This is a genomic window from Brevundimonas sp. GW456-12-10-14-LB3 (genome assembly GCF_059424365.1).
Map to the genome: position 1 here is coordinate 27,082 of NZ_JBWKZJ010000018.1, position 21,680 is coordinate 48,761.

A 21,680-nucleotide genomic window follows, 5' to 3' on the forward strand; every position below is an offset into this window, starting at 1 on the left:
GGATCAACCGCCCCTGTCCATGACCTCAGTGGATGGCTTCGCCATGCTGGGTATAGTCCAGTCCCTCGACCTCTTCGTCCCTGGCGACGCGCAGGCCGGTGGTGAACTTGCAGATCATCAGGACCAGGAAGGTGCCCGCCGCGCTCCAGGCGATTGCGCCGGCCAGGCCGACGGCCTGTTTCCAGACGGTCGCCCCCTCCGCCAGGGCGTTGACGCTGGTGGTGGCGAAGGCGCCGGTCAAAAGGGCGCCGACGATGCCGCCGATCCCGTGCACGCCGAAGGCGTCCAGACTGTCGTCGTACTTGAGCGCATGCTTGAGCCAGACCGCTCCGGCGTAGCAGGCCGGGCCGGCGATCAGGCCGATGAAGAAGGCGCCCTTGGGATCGACAAAGCCGGCGGCGGGCGTGATGGCGACCAGACCCCCCACGATGCCGGACAGCAGGCCCAGCAGGGTCGGGCGCTTGCGGTCAAACCATTCGATCGCCATCCAGCCCAGGGCGGCGGCGGCGGCGGCCAGGATGGTGTTGAAGGCGGCGGTGGCGGCCAGGGCGTCGGCCGCCCCGGCCGACCCGGCGTTGAAGCCGATCCAGCCGACCAGCAGCAGGCCGGTGCCGATGGCGCTGTAAACCAGATTGGCGGGAGCCATGTTGTCGCGGCCGAAGCCGTGGCGCGGTCCCAGCACCAGGGCGCAGACCAGGCCGGCGACGCCCGCATTGACGTGAACCACTGCTCCGCCCGCAAAGTCCAGCACCCCCAGTCCGCCCAGATAGCCGCCGCCCCAGACCTGATGGCAGATCGGCGCATAGACGATCAGGTGCCACAGGGCGAAGAACAGCAGGCTGGCCGAAAACTTCATCCGTTCGGCGAAGGCGCCGGCGATCAGGGCCGGGGTTATGATGGCGAAGGTCATCTGGAAACTGACGAACAGCAGTTCCGGCAGGCCCGGCAGCAGGCTGTGTGCCGTCTGCATCGTCACCCCGTTCAGGAAGGCCGCCTGGACCCCGCCGATAAGGCCGTTGACCGCGTCGGGAGCGGCGCCGAACGACAGGGAATAGCCGACCAGGAACCACAGCACCGAGACGAGGGCGAAGGCCGCCGCCGACTGGGCGATAACGCTGATGATATTCTTCTTCCTGACCATGCCGCCGTAGAACAGGGCCAGGCCCGGCAGGGTCATCAGCAGAACCAGGGCGGTGGATGTCAGAATCCAGGCCGTCGCCGCATTGTCGATGACCAGCGGCGCCTGGTGGGCCAGCAGGGTAGGCGCCGCCAGGGCCGGTGAGGCGAGCGACGCCGCCCCGATGGCGGTGAAGGCGGAAAGGGCGGCGGTTCGGGTCATTTCAGGCGTCTCGGGGAGGAGAGGAAGGACGGCGCAACCAGGCTTCAGGCCGAAGTCTTAAGCCGTTCCTCCGCCCTGACAATGTCCGTGAGCGGTACGATGCGAACGAAACGGTCAAGCGTGTTGTCCCAGTCGCTCAACAGGCGCCGCGCCAAGGGCGAGGCCGTCGCGGCCAGGTGCGCCTCGACCAGTTCGCGCAGTCGTTCGGCCGCGGCCGCGTCGATGTCGGTCACGCCGGCCAGATCGCCGTTCAGGGCGCGCGCGGCGTGGCTCGGCTGGTCCAGCACGAACAGCTCGCCGCCGCTCATGCCCGCCGCCAGGTTCCAGCCGACCGAGCCCAGGACGACCACCCGGCCGCCGGTCATATATTCGCAGCCGTGGGCGCCCAGGCCCTCGACCACGGCTTCCGCGCCCGAGTTGCGCACCGCGAACCGCTCGCCCGCCGCGCCGGCGACGAACAGCCGGCCCGAGGTGGCGCCGTACAGGGTGGTGTTGCCGCAGATCAGCTGATCCTCGCGCCATTCGGGCGTGCGGATTGAAATCTCGGCGCCCGACAGGCCCTTGCCGACATAGTCGTTGGCCTCGCCCGTCAGGTGCAGTTCCAGACCCTTGGCGGCGAAGGCGCCGAAGCTCTGGCCGGCGATGCCTTCCAGACGCAGCTTCAGCCGTCCGGCCGGACCCTGGGACCCGAAACGCCGCACGATGGCGGACGAGACGGCGGCGCCGACCGTCCGCTGGGTGTTGTTCAGCGGATAGGACAGTTCCAGCGTCTGGCCCCGATCCAGGAACCGCACCGCATCCTTCAGCACCCGCGCGTCCAGACTGTCGGCGATGGGCTTGCGCCCCTTGTCGGCCCACTTGCCGGCGGCGCCCTCGTCGACCTGGACCAGCAGGGGGTTCAGATCGAGGTCGTCCAAGTGTGACCCGCCGCGCCGGACCTGACGCAGCAGGTCGGTGCGGCCGATGATTTCGTCCATCGTCCGGGCGCCGATCGAGGCCAGGATTTCGCGCGTCTCCTCGGCGATGAAGGTGAACAGGTTGACCACCTTGTCCGGCGTGCCGGTGAACTTTTCGCGCAGCCGATCGTCCTGGGAGCAGACGCCGACGGGGCAGGTGTTCGAATGGCACTGGCGCACCATCAGACAGCCCATGGCGATCAGGGCGGCGGTGCCGACCCCGTATTCCTCGGCGCCCAGCATGGCGGCGATGACCACGTCGCGGCCGGTGCGGACCCCGCCGTCGGTGCGCAACGTCACCGAGCCGCGCAGATTGTTCAGCGTCAGCACCTGGTGGGCCTCGGCCAACCCGATCTCCCAGGGCAGGCCTGCGTGTTTGATCGAGGTCTGGGGCGAGGCGCCGGTGCCGCCGTTGTGGCCGGCGATCAGAATGGCGTCGGCATTGGCCTTGGCCACCCCGGACGCAATGGCCCCGATGCCCGAGGCGGACACCAGTTTCACCGTCACCCGCGCATCGGGATTGATGGCCTTCAGATCATAGATGAGCTGGGCCAGATCCTCGATCGAATAGATGTCGTGGTGCGGCGGCGGGCTGATCAGGGTGGTGCCGGGCACGGCGTGGCGCATCCGGGCGATGAACTCGGTCACCTTGAAGCCGGGCAGTTGGCCGCCCTCGCCGGGCTTGGCGCCCTGGGCCACCTTGATCTCGATCTCGCGGCACTGGTTCAGATATTCGGCCGTGACGCCGAACCGGCCCGAGGCCACCTGTTTCACCGCCGAGTTGGCGTCGTCGCCGTTGGGGCGCGGGTGATAGCGTTCGGGATCCTCGCCGCCTTCGCCCGAGACCGAGCGGGCGCCGATGCGGTTCATGGCGATGTTCAGCGTCTCATGCGCCTCGGGGCCGAGGGCGCCCAGGGACATGGCCTGTGTCAGGAAGCGGCGGCGGATGTCCGACACGCTCTCCACCTGATCGATGGGAATCGGCGTCCCTTCGCGGAAGTCCAGCAGGTCGCGCAGCGACAGGTCCGGCTGGTTTCTGACGGCTTCCGAGAACTGCTTGAACCGGCGGTAGTCGCCCCGGTTGCAGGCGTCCTGCAGCAGATGGATCGTCTTGGCCTCGTGGGCGTGAGCCTCGCCGCCCGCACGGATCTTGAAGGAGCCGCCGATGGCGGGGGAGGGCTGGGCCTCGCCCCAGGCGACCTTGTGCCGCTTCAGCGCCGCCTGCTCCAGACCCGCCAGCCCGATGCCGGAGATGCGCGACGGGGCGCCGGGGAAGAACTCGGCCGTCAGGGCCCGCGACAGGCCCAACACCTCGAACTCGCATCCGCCGCGATAGGCGGAGATGACGCTGATCCCCTTGCGCGCCAGGGTCTTCAAGAGGCCCGCCTCGATGCCCTTCTTGTAGTTCAGACAGGCGTCGCGCAGGGTCAGGCCGGGGTACAGACCCCGGTCCAGACGCTCCTGGAACAGGTCCTGGGCCAGCCAGGCGTTGACGGTGGTGGCGCCGACCCCGACCAGAACCGCGAACCCATGCGGGTCCAGGGTCTCGGCGGTGCGGACCACGATCGAGCAATAGGTCCGCAGACCCGCCGCGGTCAGGCGTCCGTGAACCCCGGCGGTGGCCAGGATCATCGGGGCCGCCAGTCGCGTCGCCGAGCTTTGCTGGTCGGTCAGCACGATCAGGGCGGCGCCGTCGCGGGCGGCGGCCTCGGCCTCGTCCATGATCCGGTCCAGGGCGGCGCGAAGTCCCGCGCCGGGCCGCGCGTCGTCGGCCGGGACGTCATAGCTGCAGTCGATGACCACGGTCGAACCCGCGCCGACAGTCGCGACCATCCGCTCGTACATGCCGTTGGTCAGGACGGGGCTGTCCAGAACAAAGACGTCGGTCTGCGCCTCTTCCTGAGCCAGGATGTTGCCCAGGTTCTTGAACCGGGTCTTCAGGCTCATCGCCCCGGCTTCGCGCAGGGGGTCGATGGGCGGATTTGTCACCTGGCTGAAGTTCTGGCGGAAATAGTGGCTCAGCGGGCGCGGCAGGGCCGACAGAACCGCCGGCGGGGCGTCGTCGCCCATGGAGCCGACCGCCTCCTTGCCGTCGCGCACCAGGGCGTCCAGCAGCAGATCCAGATCTTCGCGGCTGTAGCCGGCGGCGATCTGGCGGCGGGTCAGATCCTCGCCGGAGGCCGAACGCGGTTCCGGTCCGGGGCCGATGATCGGCTCCAGATCGACCATATTGTCCAGCCACTCCGTATAGGGGTGGGCTGCGGCCAGGGCGTCGACGGCCTCATGCTCGTCATAGACCCGGCCATGCTTCATATCGACGGCGATCAGCTTGCCGGGGCCGATGTGCAGGCGCCGCTTCACCCGGCTTTCGGGGATGGGCACCAGACCGGCTTCGGACCCGGCCATCAAGAGGCCGTCCACGGTTTCGACCGCCCGCAGGGGGCGCAGGCCATTGCGGTCCTTGCCCGCCACCACCCAGCGGCCGTCGGCGGCGCAGATGGCGGCCGGACCGTCCCACGGCTCCATCACCGCATTGCAATAGGCGTAGAAGGCCCGGTGTTCGGGCGGCATGACGACGTCGTCCTTGGCCCAGGCCTCGGGGATCAGCAGGGCCTTGGCCATCGGCGCGGGGCGACCGGCATGGACCAGCACCTCCATGACATTGTCCAGGGCGGCCGAGTCGGACCCGCCCGGCTGAACCACCGGCTTCACCTCGCGGTCGCGATCCCCGAAGGCCTGGGCGGCCATGCGGATCTCGTGCGACTTCATCCAGTTGAGGTTGCCCTTCAGCGTGTTGATCTCGCCGTTGTGGGCCAGCATGCGGAAGGGCTGGGCCAGCTTCCATTCCGGGAAGGTGTTGGTGGAATAGCGCTGGTGGAAGACGGCGTAGGCCGAGACGAAGCGCGGATCCTCCAGGTCGGGATACAGGTTCCCCAGCAGTTCGGCCCGCACCATCCCCTTGTAGGCGATGGAGCGCGCGGACAGGGTGCAGATGTAGACCCCCGCCAAGTTCTCGGTCTTGACCGTCTTTTCGATGCGGCGGCGGCACAGGTACAGTTCACGCTCCAGCGCCTCGCCGTCCAGCGGCTGGCCGGCGTCGTCCAGCGGCGGGGCCAGCATGATCTGTTCGATCTCGGGCCGGGTGGCTCCGGCCTTGGTCCCGACGACCGACAGGTCGATGGGCGTCTGACGCCAGCCGTAGATCCAGAAGCCGGCGCGCAGGGCCTCGGTCTCGACGATGGCGCGGGCGCGGTCCTGGGCCCCCAGGTCCGTGCGCGGCAGGAAGACCTGGCCCACGCAGATCGGACCGGGCCGCACGGACTGACCGATCGAGGCCACCTGGTCGGCGAAGAAGCCTTGTGGCAGTTCGCACATGACGCCGGCGCCGTCGCCAGACAGGCCGTCGGGATCGACGGCGCCGCGGTGGGCCACGGCCTTCAGGCTGCGGATCGCATATTCGACCACGTCGCGGCGCGGCGTGCCGTCGATGGAGCAGACCAGGCCCACGCCGCAGGCGTCGCGCTCGGCGCTGCGGTCATAGGCGTTTTCGGCTTCCAGCCGGTCGCGGGTCTGTTCGTACTTGTTCAGCCAATCGGTCATGCCGCGACCTCCTCGGTGCGGGTCTTCAGGTAACGATCGATCTCGGCGGCGGCGTCCTGGCCTTCCCGCACAGCCCAGACGACCAGCGAGGCCCCGCGCACCGCATCCCCGGCGGCGAAGACGCCGGGCAGGCTGGTGGCGAAGCTGACGGCGCCGACCTTGATCGTGCCGTCGTCGCGGAGTGTCAGGTTCGGCTCATGCGCGGCGAAGGGCTCGGGCGAAAAGCCCAGGGCCTCGATGACGATGTCGGCCGGAATATCGAAGTCGGCGCCGGGCACGGGCACGATGTCGCGCCGCTCGCCGGGGGCCGCCTCGGTCAGTTGCATCCGCGCGGCGCGGACGCCGGTGACGCGGTCGCCCTGGGACAGCAGGGCCTTGGGCGCGCCCAGCCATTCGAAGACGACGCCTTCCTCCTCGGCGTTGACCACTTCGCGGGCCGAGCCGGGCATGTTCTCGCGGTCGCGGCGATACAGGCAGGTCACGCTGGCCGCGCCCTGGCGGATCGCGGTGCGGACGCAGTCCATGGCGGTGTCGCCGCCGCCGATCACGACCACTCGCTTGCCGCGCGCCTCGTGCCAGCCGTCCTGTTCGGCGTCGCCCAGGTCGCGCCGGTTCTGATGGGTCAGATAGGAGAGGGCCGCCACAGTGGAGCCCGGGCCCCGCCCCGGCGCGGACAGGACGCGGGGCTGATAGACGCCCATGGCCAGGAGGACCACGTCATGGCGGTCGCGCAACTCGGTCAGGGTCACGTCCTTGCCGACCTCGCAGCCCAGGACGAACTGAACGCCGCCGTCGATCAGACGGTCCACGCGGCGCTGGACCACGTGCTTCTCCAGCTTGAAGCCGGGAATGCCGTAGATCAGCAGGCCGCCGGCCCGGTCGTGACGGTCATAGACCGTGACCTGATAGCCTTCGCTGCGCAGACGGTCGGCGGCGGCCATGCCGGCCGGACCCGCGCCGACGATGCCGACGCTCTCGCCGCGTTCGGCCTGGGGCCGGATCGGTTCGACCCAGCCGTTGGCGAAGGCCTGATCGCCCAGCCAGGCCTCGACCGAGCCGATGGTCACGGCGTCCCAGCCGGACTGGTTCAGGGTGCAGCCGCCTTCGCACAGCCGGTCCTGCGGGCAGATGCGGCCGCAGATCTCGGGCATGGTCGAGGTCAGGGACGCCACGCGCCAGGCTTCACGCGGCTCGTTCTCGGCCGACAGGCGCAGCCAGTCGGGAATATTGTTCTGAAGCGGGCAGGCGTTCTGGCAGAACGGCACGCCGCAGTCGGTGCAGCGCGACGCCTGTTTCTCCGCCGTCTCGGTCGAGGGCGGAATCGTGATCTCACCGAAACCGCGTGTGCGCAGTTCGGCGGAGGCCTTGGACAGGCGGCGGGGTTCGACCACGAAAGTCCCGCCTTGCTTCAGGGTCTTATGCATCCCTCGCATATGCAGCAAAGCGGCGGTGTGAGGCAAATATTATTGCCGCTACGGGCTATTGCTCGAGAAAATCGCAACAAATGATCAGATATGCGCGCAATGTGGCGATAAATGTGTGCGCCCGCCGCTCCACTTGGAACGGCTTTAGGGTCTGTAGGCGCCAAATTCGGAACCTGGGCGGCGTCCGTTCGTTGAGCTCGTCTCAACCGCAATCGAAAACGGGGGCTCCATGCCGAGATGGACCACGCCGACTGGGCTGGGAGGATGGCTGACGCTGCTCCTCGGCCTCCTGATCGCCCTGATCGGAGCGATCCTCGCCTTCGGCGGGGCGCAGCTCGCGGCCCTGGGCGGCTCCTGGTATTATCTGATCGTCGGCCTGCTGCTGATCGCCTCGGGCGTGCTGCTGGTCTTGCGCGACGTACGGGGCGCCTGGATCTACGGCGGCGCCTTCCTGTTCACCCTGGTCTGGGCGCTTTGGGAAAAGGGGCTGGACGGATGGGCCCTGGTCCCGCGTCTGGTCGGCCCGCTGGTTCTGATGTTCCTGGTTCTGGCTAGCCTGCCCGTGCTGATGGGGCGGGGCGGCAAACGGCTGGCGGGCGGCGGCGCCTTGGGACTGGCGGTCCTGACGGTGGTGTTCGGCTTCGCCGTGGCCCAGGCCAACCGCGGTCAGATCGCCAGCCCGGCGCCGGGCCCACGCGGCGCCTATAATGATCCTGCCCTGCTCAAGACGGGAGCGGATTGGCCGGCCTGGGGCGGCACGGACAGCGCCCAGCGCTACTCGCCTCTGACGCAGATCAACAAGGACAATGTCGGTCGACTGGAGCGGGCCTGGACCTTCCGCACCGGAGACCTGCCGGAAGAACGGTGGGGCGCGGAGACCACGCCTCTGAAGATCGGCGACACCGTCTATCTCTGCTCGGCCCGCAACAAACTGTTCGCCCTGGACGCCGCCACGGGGCGACAGAAGTGGGCCTATGATCCTCAGGTCGCCGACGAGAACATCCCCTATACGGCCGCCTGCCGGGGCGTGACCTACCACGCGCGGGCCGGCGCCGACGCGGCCGAGCCGTGCGCGACCAAGATCGTCGAGGGCACTCTGGACGGCCGCATCATCGCTGTCGATGCGCGCACCGGACGCCCCTGTCCCGCCTTCGGCCAGAACGGCGCCGTCGATATCAAGCGCGGCATGGGCGAGCCCTATCCGGGCATGGTCTCGATAACTTCCGCCCCTGTGATCGTGCGCGGGGTGATCGTCACGGGGCATCAGGTGCTGGACGGCCAGAAGCGCTGGAACGCCTCGGGCGTGATCCAGGGCTTCGATGTGGAGACGGGTGAACTGCGTTTCGCCTGGGACATGATGCGCCCCGACCGCAACGGCCTGCCGCCGGAAGGAGAGACCTATACGCCGGGCACGCCCAATATGTGGACCACGGCCACGGGGGACGAGGCGCTGGGCCTAGTCTATCTGCCCATGGGTAATTCGTCCGCCGACTACTGGTCCAGCTCGCGGCGACCGGCCGAGAATGAATACTCCACCGCCCTGGTCGCGCTGGACGTGACGACCGGCAAGCCCCGCTGGCATTTCCAGACGGTGCATAAGGACGTCTGGGACTTCGACCTGGGCTCTCAGGCGACCTTAATCGACTTCCCGACGGGGGGCGGCGTGGTTCCGGCCCTGCTGCTGCCCACCAAACAGGGCGACATGTATGTGTTCAACCGCGCCACCGGCCAGTTGCTGCATGGGGTCGAGGAACGTCCGGTCCCGACCACGGGCGGAACCGAACAGGGGCAGCGGTCGCCCACCCAGCCCTTTTCGCTGTTCGCCACCCTGCGCAAGCCCAATCTGGAGGAGCGGGACATGTGGGGCATGTCGCCCATCGACCAGATGTTCTGCCGCATCAACTTCAGGAAGGCCGACTATCAGGGCTATTACACCCCGCCATCGACCAACCACTACATCAACTATCCCGGCTATAACGGCGGCTCCGACTGGGGCGGCGTGGCGGTCGATCCTGTGCGCGGCGTGATCATCGCCAACTACAACGACATGCCCAACTACAACCGGCTGGTGCCGCGCGAAGAGGCCAATGAGCGGGGCTGGTTCCCGCGCGACGACCCCCGCTACATCGCCCAGCAGCAGGAGGCGAGCGTGCGCGGCGGCAGCCTGTCCAAGGGGGAAGGCGCCGGCGATCCGCAGATCGGCGTCCCCTACGCCATCGACGTCAACGCCGGCTGGCGCGTGAAGTGGACGGGTCTGCTGTGCAAGGAGCCTCCCTACGGCGGCATCACCGCCATCGACATGCGCTCGGGCAAGACCCTGTGGGACCGTCCCTTCGGGACGGCGCGCAAGAACGGGCCGTGGGGCATCCCCTCGCACCTGCCGCTGGAGATCGGCACGCCGAACAACGGCGGTTCGGTGGTGACGGCCGGCGGCCTGATCTTCATCGCCGCGGCGACCGACGACCTGATCCGCGCCATCGACATCGAAACCGGCGAGACCGTCTGGTCCGACGTCCTGCCGGCCGGCGGCCAGGCCAATCCGATGATCTATGAGCAGAACGGCCGCCAGTATCTCGTCATCATGGCGGGCGGCCATCACTTCATGGAGACGCCCCGCGGCGACTATGTGATCGCCTATGCTCTGCCGACCTGAGACAGGACGACCCTCTCCCTTCCGGATCGGAGGGGAGAGGTTCATCGCGTCGGCGTTCAGAGCTTGGCGCGCACCGACTGCATCGCTCGCGCCAGCCGGTCCGGATCGATCCGCCCCAGCTTCTTAGCCACGGCTGCATCTATGGTGGCGATCTTGACCGGACGAATTAACGACGGCGCCGGCAGACCGGCAGCGGCATAGTCCTCGTCCAGCGGCACATCCTCCGCCCATCTGCGGTTCTCGGCGCTGGTGATCATCACTACCCATAAGAGCCGGTCCGACTCGCCAAGCGGACCGTTGGACACGACCAGAGCAGGGCGGTGCTGGCGTGTGTTCCGATCGGTGTAGGGGAAAGGGACGCGGACGACGTCTCCGCGCTCAAAGTCCGGCATAGGCCTTGCGGTCCGCCTCGGTGTCCCATTCGACGAAGGCGCTGAACGGATCGTCCGCAGGCGCGCGCCAGGCCTTGCGCAGAATGGCTCGGTCGCCCTCGAGATCATACTGGATCTCGTCGCCGTCCTGCAGATTCAACGCCGTGCGGACGGCCTGCGGGATGGTGGTCTGGGCCTTGGATGTGAGGCGGCTTTTGATCATGGCGAGACGGTAAGGAATTTCCTTACCGTTCGCAACCCGTCAGCACTCAGGGTCGGGTCTGGCCCCGTCCGCGCACGACGTATTTGTAGGTGGTCAGCTGTTCCGCCCCGACCGGGCCGCGGGCGTGCAGGCGGGCGGTCGAAATGCCGATCTCGCCGCCGAAGCCGAACTCTCCCCCGTCGGCGAACTGGGTCGAGGCGTTGATCAGGACGATGGCGCTGTCCACACGGGCGGCGAACCGTTCGGCCGCCTCGGCGTCGGTAGTGACGATCGCCTCGGTGTGGCCTGAGCCGTAGCGGGCGATGTGCGCCGTCGCCGCGTCCAGGTCCTCCACCACCCGCACCGAAAGGATCGGCGCGAGATACTCTGTGGTCCAGTCCGCCTCTTCGGCGGGCACCATTTCCGGGACCAGGGTCCGCGCCTCGGCGTCGCCGCGCAGTTCGCAGCCTGCCGCGATCAGGTCCGTCGCCACCGGCGGCAGCAGGCGCTCGGCCGCCGCGCGATCGACCAGCAGGGTCTCGGTTGCGCCGCAAATGGAGACGCGCCGCATCTTGGCGTTCAGCACGACGGCCCGCGCCATGTCCAGGTCTGCGGCTTCGTGCAGATAGGTGTGGTTCAGCCCCTCCAGATGGCTGAGCACGGCGGTCTTGGCCTCCGCCTGGACGCGGGCGACCAGGCTCTTGCCGCCGCGCGGAATGATGACGTCGATCGCCCCGTCCAGCCCGCCCAGCATCAGGCCGACGGCTTCGCGGTCGGGCGTATCGACCAGTTGCACCGCATCCGCCGGCAGGCCGGCCTCCGCCAGGGATTCCGCGATCAGGCCGGCGATGGCCAGCGACGACTGGAGGCAGTCCGATCCGCAGCGCAGGATGGCGGCGTTGCCCGAGCGGATGCACAGTCCGGCGGCGTCCGCGGTGACGTTGGGCCGGCTCTCATAGATCACGCCCAGCACCCCGATCGGGGTGCGGACCCGCGCGATGTCCAGACCGTTGGCGGGGGTCCAGCGCTCGGTCTCGACGCCCAGGGGATCGGGCACGGCGGCGATGGTCGCCACTGCCTGAGCCATGCCGGCGACGCGGGCGGGCGTCAGCAGCAATCGGTCGATTTGGGCCTCGGCCATGCCGTTCGCACGGGCTGCGGCCACGTCTCGGGCGTTGGCGGCCAGAATGTCCGCCTCGGCGGCGGTCAATCGTCGGGCCAGGCTGTCCAGCGCGCGGGTGCGGGCGCCGGCCGGGGCGTCGCGCAGACCCGCCGCAGCGGCGCGGGCGCATCGGCCCCGCTCCAGCATCTGTTCGTTCAGCGTCAGGGTCTCGGTCATCGGTCGTCCAGCACCAGGTCGTCGCGGTGGATCAGGACCGAGGCGCCGCGATAGCCCAGAACGGACTCGATCTCATCGCTGCGGCGGCCCCGGATGCGGGCGGCCTCTTCGGCGGCGTAGGCGGCTAAGCCCACCCCGACAGGCCGGTTTTCGGCGTCGATCAGGCGCACGCAGTCGCCCTTTTCGAAGTCGCCCGAGACGACCGTGACCCCGGCGGGCAACAGGCTCTTGCCGGCCTTCAGCGCGGCGACGGCGCCGTCGTCCAGCGTCAGGGCGCCGGCCGGGGACAGGCTGCCGGCGATCCACTGCTTATAGGCGGCCATCGGGGTGTCCGGCGCCGTGATCAGGGTGGCGCGCGCCCCGGTGCGAACCGCGTTCAGAGGCGACAGGGTCTGGCCAGAGGCGATGACGGTGGCGCAGCCGGCCGAGCGGGCGATCTGCGCCGCCGCCAGCTTGGTCGCCATGCCGCCCGTGCCGACCCCGGCCTGGGCGTTGGCGCCGCCGCCCATGGCCAGGACGTCGGGGCCGAGGCTCTCGATCAGAGGCAGGTGGACGGCGTTCGGGTCTCGCCGTGGATCGGCGGTGTAGAGGCCGTCGACGTCGGACAGCAAAATCAGCAGATCAGCCCGCGCCAGCTGGGCCGTGCGCGCCGCCAGCCGATCGTTGTCGCCATAGCGGATCTCTTCGGTGGCGACGGTGTCGTTCTCATTGACGATGGGCACCACTCCGTGGGCCAGCAGGGCCTCGACCGTGGCGCGGCCGTTCAGCCAGCGCCGACGCCGTTCGGTGTCGTCTCGGGTCAAGAGGACCTGCCCGGCCACCAGGCCGTGAGGGGCCAGGGCTTCGGACCAGGCGGCCATCAGCAGGGACTGGCCCACCGAGGCCGCCGCCTGCTTGTCCTCCAGCCGCGCGCCCAGGTTCGGCAGGCGGCCGCGCCCCAGTGCGATCGAACCGGACGAGACGACGATCACCTCGCGCCCCTCGGTCCTCAGCCGCGCCAGATCCTCGGCCATGGCGGCCAGCCAGTCGCGCGTCGGCCGCCGCGTCTCGGCGTCGATCAACAGAGACGATCCGATCTTGACCACGACCCGGCGGGCGGCCCCCAGGGCGGAGGCGGCGTCCGGACGCGGCGCGGGGGAGGCGGCCTGGGACATGAAGGTTTCTCTAAACGGCCGATCGCCGCTTGTCTCTTGTCGTCTGTGCCGTCACAGCAGGGCGATGATGGAATCCCTGTCCCCTATCGCCGCAGGCGCCCTGGGCAGTCTGGCGGCCGGTCTGATGACGGCGGTCGGCGCGGCGCCGATGCTGGTGGTCAAAAGGCCCGGTCAGCAGACCCAGAGCGTGCTCCTAGGCTTCGCCGCCGGGGTGATGCTGGCGGCCTCCTTCTTCTCGCTGATCATGCCGGGGGTGGAGGTGCTGCAAACGGGCGGGGCGTCGCGCGGCTGGGCGGCGGGAACCATGGCGGCGGCGGTGCTGATCGGGGCCACGGTCATCGGCCTGATGAACCGGTTCGCGCCGGTGGACATGCTGGCGATCGGACCGGCCCAGTCGAAAAATCTGGCGCGCCGCATCTGGCTGTTCATCATCGCCATCACCCTGCACAACTTTCCGGAAGGCGCGGCCGTGGGCGTCAGCTTCGGCGGCGGCGACCTGCACCAGGGGCTGGCGACGACGCTCGGCATCGGGATTCAGAACATGCCCGAAGGCCTGGCCGTGTCGGCGGCCATGGCCTCGCTGGGGTATGGCCGCATCGCCGCCTTTGCGGGCGCCCTGGCCTCGGGTCTGGTCGAGCCGGTCGGCGGGCTGATCGGCGCGAGCGTGGTCGGCGCCTTGCCCGGCGCACTGCCCTGGGGCCTGGGTCTGGCGGCCGGAGCCATGATCTATGTCGTCACCGCAGAGATCATTCCCGAGACGCGTGAGCGATCGACCGGCGACGGCTCCCTGATCGGGCTGATGGTCGGTCTGGTGGGGATGATGTTCCTGGACATCGCCCTGGGCTGAGCTTGGCCTTTAGGCTGCTCTCGAGTTGAAGGACTTCGGGCGCCTGTTACATCATTTACATGCGGCGCGGGTCTGGACGGGGGCGGTCGCCAGAGGTTAGGCCACCAGTTCGCCGATCCATCTGCCCCGAAGGAGCGCCCCATTAAGACGCGACCTGAAAAGCCTTCGGCTTCCCGTCGAAACTTCTTGTCTGGCCTCGGGCTTCTCGCCCTGATGGGCGCCGGAGTGTATTCCATGCCTGCTTCCGCCGAAACCGCCCGCGCCGTTCAGCGTCACCGCCAGCGGATCGAGGATCTGATTTCGGCCATGACGGTTGAGGAGAAGGCGGGCCAGCTCAATCTGCTCGCCGATCCGTTCCGCTGGATGCCGACGGCGGTGAACCCGCTGGACGGCACGGGCGACCCGGCGCGCGTCACCGCCATGATCCGCGAGGGCAAGGTCGGCAGCCTGTTCAACGGCATCGGCGCCGAGGCCGGCCGCCGCATTCAGCAGGTCGCGATGGAAGAGAGCCGGCTGAAGATCCCGCTGCTGTTCGCGGCGGACGTGATCCACGGCCTGTCCACCATCTTCCCCGTGCCCCTGGCCGAGGCGGCGGCTTTCGACACTCAACTGGCCTATCGCACCGCCCGGGCGGCGGCGGTGGAGACGGCGGCCTCGGCCGTGCACCAGACCTACGCCCCCATGGTGGACGTGGCCCGCGACCAGCGCTGGGGCCGCAACGTCGAGGGCGCGGGCGAGGACGTTCTGCTGAACAATCTGCTGGCCGCCGCCCGTGTGCGCGGCTTCCAGGGCGAAAAGGGTCTGGACGATCGCGACGCCGTCCTGGCCACCGCCAAACACATGGCCGCCTATTCGGCCGCCGTCGGCGGGGTCGAGTACAACACCACCGACATGAGCGAACAGACCCTGCGCGGGGTCTTCCTGCCGCCGTTCAAGGCGGCGGTGGATGCGGGTTGCCTGTCGATCATGAGCGCCTTCAACGATCTGAACGGGGTGCCGGCCTCAGGCAGCCGCAAACTGCTGACCGACATTTTGCGCGGCGAATGGGGTTTTGAGGGCTTCGTCGTCTCGGACTACACCTCCGAACAGGAGTTGATCGCCCACGGCTTCGCCGAGGACGGCCGCGACGCCGCCCGCCTTGCCTTCAACGCCGGCGTGGACGTGTCGATGGTCTCGGGCCTCTATCTGGAGCATCTGCCCAGCCTGGTCGCCTCGGGCGAGGTGTCGATGGCTCGGCTTGACGAGGCGGTGCGCCGTCTGCTGCACACCAAGGCGGCGCTGGGCCTGTTCGACGATCCCTATCGCGGCACGGACGTGGCGCGTGAGAAGGCCGTGGTCGGCTCGCGCGATCATATCGCCCTGTCGCGCGAAGCGGGTCGCAAGTCCGTGGTCCTGCTGAAGAACGACAACGGCCTTCTGCCCCTGAACAAGAGCCAGAAGATCGCCCTGATCGGCCCGTTCGCCGACGACGTGGACAATGTCTGGGGGCCGTGGACCATCTGGGGCGCGCCTGAGCGTCGCGTCTCGCTGGAGGCCGGCTTCCGCGCCGCCATGAGCGATCCGCAAGCCCTGACCGTCGCGCGCGGCTCGGGCGTCGAGAGCGCGCTGGACGGCGGCATCGACGAGGCTGTCCGTGCGGCCGCCAACGCTGATGTCATCGTGCTGGCCATCGGCGAAAGCCAGAAGATGTCGGGCGAGGCACAGTCCCGCACTGAGATCGTCGTGCCGGCGCCGCAGATGGCTCTGGTCGACGCCATGGCCGCCCTGAACAAGCCCATGGTCATCCTGCTGCGCAACGGCCGGGCCCTGGCGCTGGAGGGCAATGTCAAGAACGCCCAAGCCGTCGTCGTGACCTGGTTCCTGGGCGAGCAGATGGGCCACGCCGTCGCCGACGTGATCTTCGGCGAGCATGGCCCCTCGGCCCGCCTGCCGATCAGCTTCCCGCACAAGTCGGGCCAGCAGCCCTATTCCTACGACCACAAGAACACGGGACGTCCGGCCAACCCGGACCTGCCGGTCGAGGAATACAAGGCCCGCTATCGCGAGACGACCAACACGGCCCTCTATCCGTTCGGTTTCGGCCTGACCTACGGCGATGTGGTCTATGGGCCGGTTGAGATGGCGAGCGATCAACTGCCGTGGAACGGGACGCTGGACGTCGCCGTCACCGTGACCAACCGGGGCGCTCACCCGGCCGAGGAACTGGTGCAGCTCTATATCCACGACCGGGTCGCCAGCCTGACCCAGCCGGGCCGTCTGCTGAAGGATTTCAAACGGGTCAGCCTGCGTCCCGGTCAGAGCCAGACGGTGCGTTTCACCCTGAACCCGCGTCAGCTGGGCTTCATCGGCGAGGACGGCGCCTACCGGATCGAACCCGGCCTGTTCGACCTGTGGCTGGCCCCGCACGCCCAGGGCGGTTCGGCGGCTCAGTTCCGTCTGATCGGCCCGGCCTGATCCTGCGGACGTTGACGGAGCGGACGGCAGGGCTTAACGAGCCCGCCGTTTGTCTTCGGCCTCCTTTCGGGCTGGATTCGTGTTTAGGAGCGCGCCCATGACGACCAAGATTCTTCCGGGCGCCACAGGCGTTCTCGCGCTTGCAGACGGCACGATCCTTCAGGGAATCGGAGTCGGGGCGGTCGGATCGGCCCTGGGCGAGGTGGTCTTCAACACCGCCATGACCGGCTATCAGGAAATCCTGACCGACCCGTCCTACATGAGCCAGATCTTGGCCTTCACCTTCCCGCACGTCGGCAATGTGGGGACCAATGTCGAAGACATCGAACAGATGGGCGGCGGGTCCGACACCTCGGCGCGGGGCGCCATCTTCCGCGACGTTCCGACCGATCCGGCCAACTATCGCTCGGATGCGGGCTTCGACGCCTGGATGAAGCGTCGCGGCGTCGTGGGTCTGGCCGGGGTGGACACCCGCGCCCTGACCAAGATCATCCGAGACAAGGGCGCGCCCCACGCCGTGATCGCCCATGATCCGGACGGAAACTTCGACCTAGAAGCCTTGGTCGACCAGGCCAAGGCCTGGACCGGGCTGGTGGGTCTGGACCTGGCCAAGCCCGCCTCGACGCTGCAGGCCTTCGAATGGAACGAGGGTCTGTGGGAATGGCCGGAAGGTCATCCCAAGACCCAGGGCCGCAAGGAGGTGGTGGTCATCGACTATGGGGTGAAGCGCAACATCCTGCGCGCCCTGGCCTCGACCGGCGCCAAGATCACCGTGGTCCCGGCCACGACGACGGCGGAAGAGATCCTGGCCCGCAATCCCGACGGCGTCGTCCTTTCGAACGGTCCGGGCGATCCGGCCGCGACCGGCGAATACGCGGTGCCGGAGATCCAGAAGCTGGTCGCCAGTGGAAAGCCCCTGATGGGCATCTGCCTGGGGCACCAGATGCTGGCCCTGGCCCTGGGCGCCAAGACGGTGAAGATGGAGCAGGGCCACCACGGCGCCAACCATCCGGTCAAGGATCTGACCACCGGCAAGGTCGAGATCGTCTCGATGAACCACGGCTTCACGGTCGATCGCGACAGCCTGCCCGACGCCGTCACCGAAACCCACGTCAGCCTGTTCGACGGCACCAACTGCGGCATCGCCGTCAAGGACAAGCCGATCTTCAGCGTTCAGCACCACCCCGAAGCCTCGCCCGGACCCACGGACAGCCTGTATCTGTTCGACCGGTTCGCCGATCTGATGGCCGCGCGCTGAGCCGATGAACCAGGCAGCGGCCCGGTCGGACTATCTGGACTGGCTGGCCCAGGCGCTGGAGGCGGAGCGCGGGATGACCCCCTTGCCTGACGGCGATGTGGTGGTCGGCTACGCCACCGGCTATGATGCGGCCGATGTCGCGCCCTTCGTGCGGTCCTTGCGGGCGGTGTTCGACGGTTCTGTCGCCCTGGTGGTGGATACGGACGCCGAGTTGCGCGAGTTCCTGGCCCAGAATGACGTGACCGCCGTGGACGCGCCGACCTGGCGCGGCTGGGCGCCCCATCCGGTGATGCAGAGGTTCGTCGCCTTCGCCGGCCTGCTGGGCGATCGGTCGGGCGCGGCCCTGGCCTGCGACGTGCGTGACGTCGTCTTCCAGGCCCCGCCGCTCGCGCCCCATCCGCACGGGCTGGAAGTCTTCATCGAGGCTGACGCCCCCCTGGGCGCTCATGCCTTCAACATGAAATATCTGCGCGCCCTGTTCGGAGAGGCGACCGCGACGGCCCTGGCGGATCGTTCCTGCCTGTGCGTGGGCACCCTCGTGGGGCCGCGGGTCGAGGTGTCGCGCCTGTCGCGGCTGATCCTGTCGCTGGCCGCCATTCCGCGTTCCGAAATCGGCGGGGCCTTCGGCGCGGATCAGGCGGCCTTCAACATGGCGATCCATCAGGGTCTGGCGACGGCGACGGTCCAGCCCAACTATGGCCGTGTGGCGACCCTGGGCCTGACGCCGGGCGACCTTCTGTCGGTGCAAGGCGGCCGGGTCGTCAACCCGGACGGCACGGCCAGCGCCGTCGTGCACCAGCATGACCGCCATCCCCATTTGGACGCGGCGATGCATCAGCGGTGGGGTGGCGGTTTCGAGCACCGCAAACGCGTCCGTCCCAAGTCCGCCCGCCAAAAGCTGGACAAGCTGGCGGCCTCGCTGAGACGTCGGACGCCGGAGCTCCGCTGATCCGGCCAGGCGACCCGCCAACGGATCAGGGCAGGGGGGCGAAACTCTTGTCCTCGCGCAGGGCGCTGGCCTTTCGCACGGCCATCGGCGCGGCGTGCAGCCAGTAGTCGGCGTCTTCCAGCCGATGCTCGCGGCGGCGCTCCAGGCCGCGCATCCGCCTGAGGGCGGCGTTCTCAAGAAGGCGCGCATGCAGGGCGCGGGGCGACAGTTCGACGATGGCGGGAGAGCCGGGGACGGCGACGGCGTCGGGGCCTTGGGGCTCCACCGCCGGACGGGCGATGGCGATATACATCAGGATCTCGGTTCAGAAGGACAGGCGCTTCTGCGCCGCGCTAACGGGGAATTAACCACAACGCCTGTGGATAGTTCCTGACTGCGCCCGAAAAAAGTCCGTGATTCGAATGACTTGGTGTCTCGATCCGAACAAAATGCTTACTGAAATCTTAATCTGGAGGCGGAGCGCTTTCTCAATACGCCTCGTCATGCCGCCGATGAACGGCGCCGGTGGCAGTCCCTAGGGGAATCGAACCCCTCTTTTCAGGTTGAAAACCTGACGTCCTAACCGATAGACGAAGGGACCGCGGCCGGGGCGGCGCATTTGCCCCGGATTGGTCCCTTCTGCAAGCGAAAAATCACGCCGCCGCGGCCGCTGCGGCCGGCGAGAGGGCGTCCAGCGCCGGGAACAGGTCGGCGATCAGATCCTCGACATGTTCCAGCCCGACCGACAGGCGCACCAGGCCGTCGCCGATGCCGGCGGTGGCGCGCTGTTCCGGCGTCATGGCGGCGTGGGTCATGGTGGCGGGATGGGCGATCAGGCTTTCAACCCCGCCCAGGGATTCGGCCAGGGTGAAGACGTCCAGGCTTTCGACCAGGGTCCGCACCGCCTCGGTCCCGCCCGCCAGTTCGAAGCTGAGCATGGCGCCCGGCCCCGCTTGCTGGGCCGCGACCAGGGCGTGGTTCGGGTGGGACTTCAGGCCCGGATAGTGGACGGCCTTGACCGCCGGGTGGGCGGCCAGCTTTTCAGCGATCGCGCCGGCCGTGGCCTGCTGCCGCTCGATCCGGGCGAACAGGGTGCGCACGCCGCGCAGGGTCAGATAGGCGTCGAAGGGCGAGCCGGTCACGCCGGTGCAGTTGGCCCACCAGGCCAGGGTCTGGTGATCCTCGGCGTCGGCCGACACGACCGCGCCGCCGACCACGTCGGAATGGCCGTTGATGAACTTGGTCGTGGAATGGACCACGAAGTCGGCGCCCAGCTTGATCGGGTTCTGAAGGGCAGGCGACAGGAAGGTGTTGTCGCAGACGACCTTGGCGCCCGCCGCATGGGCGCGGGTGCAGATGTCGGCGACATCGACCAGACGAAGCAGCGGGTTGGACGGGGTCTCGACCAAGACCAGCTTGGGCTTCAGCGCCAGGGCGGCCTCCAGGGCTTCCGGATCGCCCTGATCGACCAGCAGCAGCTCGAAATGGCCTTTGCGGGCGCGGGCGTTCAGCAGGCGGCAGGTGCCGCCGTAACAGTCGTGCGGGGCGATCAGCAGGTCGCCGGGCTCCAGCAGGGCCAGGGGCAGATCGACGGCCGCCATGCCGGTGGCGGTGATGACGCAGCCGGCGCCGCCCTCCAGCTCGGCCAGGGTCTCCGCCAGGACGTCGCGGGTCGGATTGCCCGATCGGCTGTAGTCGTACTTCCGCTTCTGGTCGAAACCGGCGAAGGAATAGTTGGACGACAGATAGAGCGGCGGCATGACCGCGCCGTGGGCCGTGTCCGTATCCACGCCCGTGCGGGCGGCGATGGTGTGCGGGCTGGCGGGGCGGGTCGTCATGCTTGGATATCCTTGAAGGCGGCGCGGAGGACTTCGCCGACGAAGGCGTCCTCCTTCAAAAAGGCGTCGTGGCCGTAGAGGGAGGGCGCCTCGACGAAGCGCCACAGGGTCGGCAGGCGCGCAGCCAGTTCGCGCATGTCGTCGATCGGCACCAGCCGGTCGGAGGTGAAGCCGATCAGGGTGACGGGGGTGGTTATGGCCTCGGGCGTCACGCTGTGGCGATCCAGCGAATCCGACATCGACAGCCAGCGGGTCGGGGTGGTGTGGGTGCGGTAGGCCTGGCCCCGCGCCGTCAGATAGTCGCAGACGGGATAGGCGCCGCCGACGGCGGCCGGGGCGGTGGTGTCGAACCGGTCGTTGAACTCTTCCGCCGTGCGATAGGTGGTCATGGCCAGTTCGCGGGCCAGGGCGACGCCTTCTTCCGGTCGGCCGGCGTCGACGGCGAACTGAAGAATACGGCGCTGGATGCCGCGCCAGGCCGTGGCCTGGGGATGGGCGCGGTGGGCGGCCGAGACGACGATCAGCTGTTCGGCCCAGTCGGGATAGAGTTCGGCGAAGGCCAGGGCGACCATGCCCCCGTAGGAACAGCCGACGAAGGCGGCGACCCGTTCGATCCGCAGATGGTTCAGAACCAGGGCCAGCAGGCGGGCCTGGTCGTGGGTGGTGATGGTGACGGGCGCATCCTGGAACTCCTGGCCGGGCGCGAAGTCGACGGCCAGGACCTGGAGCCGCGACAGGTCGATGGGGCCGCGCACGGAGACGGCGCCCGACCACCAGCCCAGGCCGTTGGTCTCGGTGCGGTGGACGAACCGACCGGCCGAGATGCCGCCGGCCACCACGACGACGGGCGCCCCGGCGCGGCCGTGCAGGCGGCCGATGACGTTGGGCTGTTTCAGTTTTTCGCCGGAAGCGAGGCGGAAGTCGGCGGGAAGGGGAACGATCACGTCGCGGGCGCCGCCGCGTTCGCGCACAGGCTTGGCAGTCGGCTGGGGCCGACAGTCGGGTTCTTCGAGCAGGGATGTTTCAGCCAGGGTCATCTATCGTCGTCCGCATCGTTCTCGCTCAGCAAGGCTCGATGCGGTGACAGATCGTGGAGCGTCGCCTCGTCGATGCTCCACTCATCTCTCGCGACCCCGAAGGACCCCGCAGGAGTTGGCACCGTTTCGGGCGGAACCCGATGGTTGCCCCGGCGTCAAAGGGCCTAATCCCTCAGCCGGTCTTGATGAGTGATCTTACGTTGATCAAACAAGCGGAGCCGGTCAAGCGAAAAATTCAACCCAAGTTGATAGTTCCCGCGGCCTTGGCTGGTCTGAAACG

15 protein-coding genes, 1 tRNA gene and 1 riboswitch are annotated in these 21,680 nt (G+C 68.6%); of the genes, 5 read left to right on the forward strand and 11 right to left on the reverse strand.

All coding sequences use genetic code 11. The features are described 5' to 3' along the window. Window positions 1-25 precede the first annotated feature (25 nt). From AC07XS_RS09245 to AC07XS_RS09255, 3 genes are read right to left on the reverse strand one after another with little or no spacing between them, the layout of a single operon-like run. On the reverse strand, window positions 26-1,339 hold the full coding sequence (locus tag AC07XS_RS09245) for an ammonium transporter (protein ID WP_182714237.1): 1,314 nt from the start codon (window positions 1,337-1,339) through the stop codon (window positions 26-28). Window positions 1,340-1,383: 44 nt separating this feature from the next. Beyond that, a complete protein-coding gene (gene gltB, locus AC07XS_RS09250; protein WP_182714236.1) occupies window positions 1,384-5,895 on the reverse strand; it encodes a glutamate synthase large subunit in 4,512 nt (1,503 codons plus the stop codon). Continuing rightward, entirely contained in the window at window positions 5,892-7,319 is a 1,428-nt protein-coding gene (locus AC07XS_RS09255; protein WP_182714235.1) for an NAD(P)-dependent oxidoreductase, read from the reverse strand. The genes gltB and AC07XS_RS09255 overlap by 4 nt, the downstream gene beginning before the upstream one ends. A gap of 229 nt (window positions 7,320-7,548) precedes the next feature. Between AC07XS_RS09255 and AC07XS_RS09260 the strand changes: the two genes are divergently transcribed. Beyond that, window positions 7,549-9,972, forward strand: coding sequence for a membrane-bound PQQ-dependent dehydrogenase, glucose/quinate/shikimate family (locus AC07XS_RS09260; RefSeq protein WP_182714234.1), 2,424 nt, complete (start codon window positions 7,549-7,551; stop codon window positions 9,970-9,972). Window positions 9,973-10,028: 56 nt separating this feature from the next. Here AC07XS_RS09260 and AC07XS_RS09265 read toward each other — a convergent pair whose 3' ends face one another. From AC07XS_RS09265 to proB, 4 genes are read right to left on the reverse strand one after another with little or no spacing between them, the layout of a single operon-like run. Continuing rightward, complete coding sequence (locus AC07XS_RS09265) at window positions 10,029-10,364, reverse strand: type II toxin-antitoxin system PemK/MazF family toxin (RefSeq protein ID WP_152950956.1); 336 nt, start codon at window positions 10,362-10,364, stop codon at window positions 10,029-10,031. Then, window positions 10,351-10,566 carry an AbrB/MazE/SpoVT family DNA-binding domain-containing protein gene (locus tag AC07XS_RS09270; RefSeq protein ID WP_182714233.1) on the reverse strand — a complete coding sequence of 72 codons (216 nt, stop codon included), beginning with the start codon at window positions 10,564-10,566 and terminating at the stop codon, window positions 10,351-10,353. Before AC07XS_RS09270 ends, AC07XS_RS09265 begins: the two co-directional genes overlap by 14 nt. Before the next feature lie 46 nt (window positions 10,567-10,612). Further along, the gene (locus AC07XS_RS09275; protein WP_182714232.1) at window positions 10,613-11,884 is read right to left on the reverse strand and encodes a glutamate-5-semialdehyde dehydrogenase; all 1,272 of its coding nucleotides are present in this window, start codon (window positions 11,882-11,884) and stop codon (window positions 10,613-10,615) included. After that, window positions 11,881-13,038: a glutamate 5-kinase gene (proB, locus tag AC07XS_RS09280; protein ID WP_182714231.1), complete on the reverse strand. Its 1,158-nt coding sequence runs from the start codon at window positions 13,036-13,038 to the stop codon at window positions 11,881-11,883. Before proB ends, AC07XS_RS09275 begins: the two co-directional genes overlap by 4 nt. A 67-nt stretch (window positions 13,039-13,105) precedes the next feature. On the opposite strand from proB, the gene AC07XS_RS09285 reads away from it, so the two are divergent. The 4 genes from AC07XS_RS09285 to AC07XS_RS09300 all read left to right on the forward strand — a co-directional run bounded on the left by AC07XS_RS09285 (window position 13,106) and on the right by AC07XS_RS09300 (window position 18,546). After that, window positions 13,106-13,885 carry a ZIP family metal transporter gene (locus AC07XS_RS09285; RefSeq protein ID WP_182714230.1) on the forward strand — a complete coding sequence of 260 codons (780 nt, stop codon included), beginning with the start codon at window positions 13,106-13,108 and terminating at the stop codon, window positions 13,883-13,885. A gap of 234 nt (window positions 13,886-14,119) precedes the next feature. Continuing rightward, the gene (locus AC07XS_RS09290) at window positions 14,120-16,339 is read left to right on the forward strand and encodes a glycoside hydrolase family 3 N-terminal domain-containing protein (RefSeq protein WP_182714229.1); all 2,220 of its coding nucleotides are present in this window, start codon (window positions 14,120-14,122) and stop codon (window positions 16,337-16,339) included. Between the two features lie 97 nt (window positions 16,340-16,436). Continuing rightward, window positions 16,437-17,597, forward strand: coding sequence for a glutamine-hydrolyzing carbamoyl-phosphate synthase small subunit (gene carA, locus AC07XS_RS09295; RefSeq protein ID WP_182714228.1), 1,161 nt, complete (start codon window positions 16,437-16,439; stop codon window positions 17,595-17,597). Window positions 17,598-17,601: 4 nt separating this feature from the next. After that, window positions 17,602-18,546, forward strand: a complete 945-nt coding sequence (locus tag AC07XS_RS09300; protein WP_182714227.1) for a hypothetical protein — start codon at window positions 17,602-17,604, stop codon at window positions 18,544-18,546. A 25-nt stretch (window positions 18,547-18,571) separates the two neighbouring features. On the opposite strand, the gene AC07XS_RS09305 is transcribed toward AC07XS_RS09300, so the two are convergent. The 4 genes from AC07XS_RS09305 to metX all read right to left on the reverse strand — a co-directional run bounded on the left by AC07XS_RS09305 (window position 18,572) and on the right by metX (window position 21,400). Next, on the reverse strand, window positions 18,572-18,838 hold the full coding sequence (locus tag AC07XS_RS09305; RefSeq protein ID WP_152950948.1) for a hypothetical protein: 267 nt from the start codon (window positions 18,836-18,838) through the stop codon (window positions 18,572-18,574). Between the two features lie 213 nt (window positions 18,839-19,051). Beyond that, a tRNA-Glu gene (locus AC07XS_RS09310) sits at window positions 19,052-19,126 on the reverse strand. A 52-nt stretch (window positions 19,127-19,178) separates the two neighbouring features. Continuing rightward, entirely contained in the window at window positions 19,179-20,363 is a 1,185-nt protein-coding gene (gene metB / locus AC07XS_RS09315) for a cystathionine gamma-synthase (protein ID WP_182714226.1), read from the reverse strand. Next, window positions 20,360-21,400 (reverse strand): homoserine O-succinyltransferase MetX, encoded by a 1,041-nt coding sequence (gene metX, locus AC07XS_RS09320; protein ID WP_182714225.1) that lies wholly within the window; start codon window positions 21,398-21,400, stop codon window positions 20,360-20,362. The genes metB and metX overlap by 4 nt, the downstream gene beginning before the upstream one ends. Before the next feature lie 78 nt (window positions 21,401-21,478). Continuing rightward, window positions 21,479-21,592: riboswitch (SAM riboswitch) on the reverse strand. Between the last annotated feature and the right edge of the window lie 88 nt (window positions 21,593-21,680).

What these genes read in the sequence shown, in the direction of transcription:
- AC07XS_RS09245 (WP_182714237.1), bottom strand. Translation starts at nt 1,339, where the DNA reads ATGACCCGAACCGCCGCCCTTTCCGCCTTCACCGCCATCGGGGCGGCG.
- gltB (WP_182714236.1), bottom strand. Translation starts at nt 5,895, where the DNA reads ATGACCGATTGGCTGAACAAGTACGAACAGACCCGCGACCGGCTGGAA.
- AC07XS_RS09255 (WP_182714235.1), bottom strand. Translation starts at nt 7,319, where the DNA reads ATGCATAAGACCCTGAAGCAAGGCGGGACTTTCGTGGTCGAACCCCGC.
- AC07XS_RS09260 (WP_182714234.1), top strand. Translation starts at nt 7,549, where the DNA reads ATGCCGAGATGGACCACGCCGACTGGGCTGGGAGGATGGCTGACGCTG.
- AC07XS_RS09265 (WP_152950956.1), bottom strand. Translation starts at nt 10,364, where the DNA reads ATGCCGGACTTTGAGCGCGGAGACGTCGTCCGCGTCCCTTTCCCCTAC.
- AC07XS_RS09270 (WP_182714233.1), bottom strand. Translation starts at nt 10,566, where the DNA reads ATGATCAAAAGCCGCCTCACATCCAAGGCCCAGACCACCATCCCGCAG.
- AC07XS_RS09275 (WP_182714232.1), bottom strand. Translation starts at nt 11,884, where the DNA reads ATGACCGAGACCCTGACGCTGAACGAACAGATGCTGGAGCGGGGCCGA.
- proB (WP_182714231.1), bottom strand. Translation starts at nt 13,038, where the DNA reads ATGTCCCAGGCCGCCTCCCCCGCGCCGCGTCCGGACGCCGCCTCCGCC.
- AC07XS_RS09285 (WP_182714230.1), top strand. Translation starts at nt 13,106, where the DNA reads ATGGAATCCCTGTCCCCTATCGCCGCAGGCGCCCTGGGCAGTCTGGCG.
- AC07XS_RS09290 (WP_182714229.1), top strand. Translation starts at nt 14,120, where the DNA reads ATGCCTGCTTCCGCCGAAACCGCCCGCGCCGTTCAGCGTCACCGCCAG.
- carA (WP_182714228.1), top strand. Translation starts at nt 16,437, where the DNA reads ATGACGACCAAGATTCTTCCGGGCGCCACAGGCGTTCTCGCGCTTGCA.
- AC07XS_RS09300 (WP_182714227.1), top strand. Translation starts at nt 17,602, where the DNA reads ATGAACCAGGCAGCGGCCCGGTCGGACTATCTGGACTGGCTGGCCCAG.
- AC07XS_RS09305 (WP_152950948.1), bottom strand. Translation starts at nt 18,838, where the DNA reads ATGTATATCGCCATCGCCCGTCCGGCGGTGGAGCCCCAAGGCCCCGAC.
- metB (WP_182714226.1), bottom strand. Translation starts at nt 20,363, where the DNA reads ATGACGACCCGCCCCGCCAGCCCGCACACCATCGCCGCCCGCACGGGC.
- metX (WP_182714225.1), bottom strand. Translation starts at nt 21,400, where the DNA reads ATGACCCTGGCTGAAACATCCCTGCTCGAAGAACCCGACTGTCGGCCC.